General features: G+C 41.8%; 5 protein-coding genes. 3 read left to right on the forward strand and 2 right to left on the reverse strand.

The features are described 5' to 3' along the window. Positions 1-380: 380 nt before the first annotated feature. Both EWV68_RS20065 and EWV68_RS20070 read left to right on the forward strand, forming a co-directional pair. Positions 381-596: a hypothetical protein gene (locus tag EWV68_RS20065; protein WP_012268295.1), complete on the forward strand. Its 216-nt coding sequence runs from the start codon at positions 381-383 to the stop codon at positions 594-596. Continuing rightward, positions 593-874: a type II toxin-antitoxin system RelE/ParE family toxin gene (locus tag EWV68_RS20070; protein ID WP_002782273.1), complete on the forward strand. Its 282-nt coding sequence runs from the start codon at positions 593-595 to the stop codon at positions 872-874. Before EWV68_RS20065 ends, EWV68_RS20070 begins: the two co-directional genes overlap by 4 nt. Before the next feature lie 58 nt (positions 875-932). On the opposite strand, the gene EWV68_RS20075 is transcribed toward EWV68_RS20070, so the two are convergent. Beyond that, a complete protein-coding gene (locus EWV68_RS20075) occupies positions 933-1,268 on the reverse strand; it encodes a hypothetical protein (RefSeq protein ID WP_061431495.1) in 336 nt (111 codons plus the stop codon). A 290-nt stretch (positions 1,269-1,558) separates the two neighbouring features. Between EWV68_RS20075 and rpe the strand changes: the two genes are divergently transcribed. Then, on the forward strand, positions 1,559-2,266 hold the full coding sequence (gene rpe / locus EWV68_RS20080; RefSeq protein ID WP_061431496.1) for a ribulose-phosphate 3-epimerase: 708 nt from the start codon (positions 1,559-1,561) through the stop codon (positions 2,264-2,266). A gap of 267 nt (positions 2,267-2,533) precedes the next feature. On the opposite strand, the gene hisN is transcribed toward rpe, so the two are convergent. Further along, on the reverse strand, positions 2,534-3,340 hold the full coding sequence (gene hisN, locus EWV68_RS20085; RefSeq protein WP_002791122.1) for a histidinol-phosphatase: 807 nt from the start codon (positions 3,338-3,340) through the stop codon (positions 2,534-2,536). Between the last annotated feature and the right edge of the window lie 475 nt (positions 3,341-3,815).

The following is a 3,815-nucleotide window of genomic DNA, read 5'->3' on the forward strand; positions in this document are numbered from 1 at the left end:
ATCGTCAAAACGATTGCCGGCTCTGAATTACAGGCTAATTTGTTTGCCCAGCAGATGCACAATTAGCCCTAAAAATCTGATAGCTCTGATACCAAATTATTGAGATAAACTCTCATTAAACTGGCGATCGCTGACTAGAGTGTGACACTTCATAATTCTTAGTAATCGCTAAAAGTCTTACTCTACAAGGGCTAGAGCAACTTTTGATTTCAACGACTAGGGTGCGGAATGTGGGATATAAGTTTGGGCATAATATAGTTAGTTATAAATAGTTGACTAGAAAAAAAATGTCGATATAATGAATGTTTATACGGTAACTCTCGCTATTTTTATCCTTGATTGTAAATTCTAGATAGTTTAATTGATCGCCCCTTAATAAAATGGCAATACAAACAACCTTTGCAGAGATTTTAGAAGCAGCCGAGCAACTTCCCCTTGAAGATCAAGAAAATCTCATTCATATTTTACAGAATCGTCTTCGAGATCAAAAAAGAACAGAGTTGGTTAGAGATGTTCAAGAAGCTCAACAAGAATTTGCACAAGGTCAATGTCAACCCCTGACACCTGAACAAATCATGGAGGAAATCCTTGCGTGAATTTTGTTTTATTACGCTCCAATATATTTATTAGAAATGCTCGAAAAATTGTGAAAAAACAGGCTTTTTTAGTTCAAAATATCCAAGAAACTTTAGCTTTATTATCCGTAGATCCATTTCAACCTCGATTAAGAACACACAAATTAAAAGGGGAGCTTAAAGACTCTTATGCTTGTAGTGTGGGCTATGATTTAAGAATTGTCTTTAAATTCGTTGAATATGAGCAGAAACAGGCAATTCTTTTAGAGTCAATTGGGACTCACGATGAAGTTTATTAGTGCGGATGATTATTGCGCTCAGTTTGGAGAAACCGAAACAGAATCAAGATAAAAAACCCTAAGATGTTTCATTAACAGATATTTCAGCTTTTTTGAGGGCAATTTGCCATTCTAAGTCAGCTATTTCTCGATCGAGTTCGGCAATTTCACTATTAACTTGCTTTAAATCGGCGATAATTTCTTGTTTACTGCGTTTTCTACCGTAGATAGCCAGTTCATCCTCTTGTAATTTCTCAAGGATAGAGTCTAGGGAACCGGTTAAATCGGCCGAGGGACTATCCATAATACCTAAACGCATTAAGACCTGTACCGCTTTGACAACGTCTTGCTGATAGGCTTCTCTAGAAGGGTAATCTTGGGGTTTTTTGAGATTTAAAGCGTCAATGATATTCATATTTCAGGTTATGAAGGTTAAATGCGAAACTGTGATTATGTCACATATACCTCAAGTTTCTAATAAATTCCCTAACGGGGATGGCAACATCTTTTATTCTAGAGTAGAAATGATTGATTGTCAGTAGCGGTTATTGCTTTACAACAATTACAAATTTTTGTCTGTTACAATTTATACAAAATGCTCTGGGATTACCCCGACTGAAAACTCAAATCCGATTAGTGATCACTGATCACTGATTGCTGATAAGATTGTTACGAAAATATAAACACGAAATTCTATAGTTAGCCATGACCCAAAACGGAAGCTCGAAGTCGATCGTTGTCTCTCCCTCGATCCTATCGGCGGATTTTAGTAAATTAGGAGCCGATATCGAGGCTGTGGATAAGGCAGGAGCCGATTGGATTCACGTTGATGTGATGGATGGTCGTTTTGTCCCGAATATCACCATTGGACCCCTGATTGTCTCCGCTATTCGTCCCTATACGAAAAAACCTTTAGATGTGCATTTAATGATCGTGGAACCAGAAAAATATGTGGCTGACTTTGCGAAAGCGGGTGCTGACATTATTTCTGTTCACGCTGAACATAATGCTTCTCCCCACCTCCATCGTACTCTTTGCCAAATCCGCGAACTCGGTAAACAAGCGGGTGTGGTATTAAATCCCTCCACTCCCTTAGATTTAATCGAATATGTGCTGCATTTGTGCGATTTAGTCCTAATTATGAGCGTTAACCCCGGTTTTGGTGGCCAGAGTTTTATCCCGGAAGTTGTCCCCAAAATCCGTCAATTACGCCAAATGTGCGATGAAAGAGGCTTGGATCCCTGGATTGAAGTGGATGGCGGCTTAAAACCGGCTAATACTTGGCAAGTTCTCGAAGCGGGTGCTAATGCGATTGTAGCAGGTTCGGCGGTATTTAATGCCCCCGATTACGCGACGGCGATCGAAGGTATCCGTAACAGCAAACGTCCCCAACCTCAATTAGCCACCGTTTAATTGCCGCGGGGGTGGGTTAGCTGTTGATTAATTAGGGTCTGCTGAAAAAGTTTTTTGTGGGGTGTGGGGTGTGGGGTGTGGGGTGTGGGGTGTAGGTTTTTACTGATTCCCATCTGGTCAATTACCTAATTTTCAGAGAAAAAGTCCCGTAATTTTCCCACGATCACTCCCATAACTGGTACTTTTTGATTGACAAAAAGTCTAAAAGTCTTACCCAACAAGGTTTTTAGATTTATTCAGCCAGCCTTAATTATCTTAGTATTGGCACTAACCCACTCTGCTGATTTGTTCTAAAACCTGCCGCCATAAACCGGAATTAGAGACGGCTAAAACTTCGCTAGAATCAGCTTTTAGGGGATTACCAGACCAATCGCTAATTATTCCGCCCGCACCTTCAATAATCGGGATTAAAGCACAAAAATCGTAGTATTTCAGGTCTGATTCTAGGATTACCATCGGCATGGCAGTGCAGCCGGTGGCTAACATCATATAGTTATAGCAATCACCCCCAAAAGCGGTACGTTTACAGACGCTTTGCAGCTGACGAGCGATCGCCTGTTGTCGTTCTGTGATAAACATTAAGGGAGTGGTGGAGGCTAAACAGGCATTTTTTAAGACAAGTTCTCGATCTTGACGGTAGGGATTAACGATCATCTGGTTATTATAAAGACTGGCTTTTCCCTTCACTCCTAACCAGCGATCGCCTAAAATCGGTTGATCGACAATTCCTAAAATCGGTTGATTTTCTGCCACTAGGCCGATTAAAGTTCCAAAAATAGGCAATCCTTTGACAAAAGAGGATGTGCCATCGATGGGATCTAATACCCAATAACGACCACTTTGGGAGGGAATATTGGCTCCTTCTTCTCGAATAACCCCATCTTCGGGTAATTCTCGCCGAATAATCGCCACCATCGCCTCCTCAGCTTCTTGATCGGCGATTGTTACTATTGAGGAAACTTGATCGAGTTTGGTCTCGGTTTCTAGATGGGGCTGCCGAAAATAGCGCCGGATAATCTCTCCAGACGCGTCCGCTAATTGATGAGCTAGTTGGATAGTGCGATCGATATTCATGAGGGGAAACAATACAGCAGAATTTAGAAGACAGGAGACAGGAGTAGGGAGTGTGGGAAGTGGGGAAGTGGGGAAGTGGGGAAGTGGGGAAGTGGGGAAGTGGGGAAGTGGGGAAGTGGGGAGGTGAGGGATTTAGCGGAAATTTCCCTATCACCCTAAATACTTATTGCCTATTGCATAGTGCGAGCGATATTCATCAATAAAAGTTATCCATACAGGAAAACAATAATGTTTATTTATGGTAAAGGGGAAGTGGGGAATTGGGGAAGTGGGGAAGTGGGGAAGTGGGGAAGTGGGTAAGTGGGGAAGTGGGGAAGTGGGGAATTGGGGAAGTGGGGGAAATTTGCCTATCACCCTAAATCCCACATTCCGCACCCTGGTCGTTGAAATCAAAAGTTGCTCTAGCCCTTGTATAGTAAGACTTTTAGCGATTACTAAGAATTATGAAGTGTCACACTCTAGTCAGCGATCGCCA

This window comes from Microcystis sp. M_QC_C_20170808_M9Col (assembly GCF_007095495.1).
In the GTDB taxonomy this organism is placed as follows: Bacteria; Cyanobacteriota; Cyanobacteriia; order Cyanobacteriales; family Microcystaceae; genus Microcystis; species Microcystis aeruginosa.

What these genes read in the sequence shown, in the direction of transcription:
- EWV68_RS20065 (WP_012268295.1), top strand. Translation starts at nt 381, where the DNA reads ATGGCAATACAAACAACCTTTGCAGAGATTTTAGAAGCAGCCGAGCAA.
- EWV68_RS20075 (WP_061431495.1), bottom strand. Translation starts at nt 1,268, where the DNA reads ATGAATATCATTGACGCTTTAAATCTCAAAAAACCCCAAGATTACCCT.
- rpe (WP_061431496.1), top strand. Translation starts at nt 1,559, where the DNA reads ATGACCCAAAACGGAAGCTCGAAGTCGATCGTTGTCTCTCCCTCGATC.
- hisN (WP_002791122.1), bottom strand. Translation starts at nt 3,340, where the DNA reads ATGAATATCGATCGCACTATCCAACTAGCTCATCAATTAGCGGACGCG.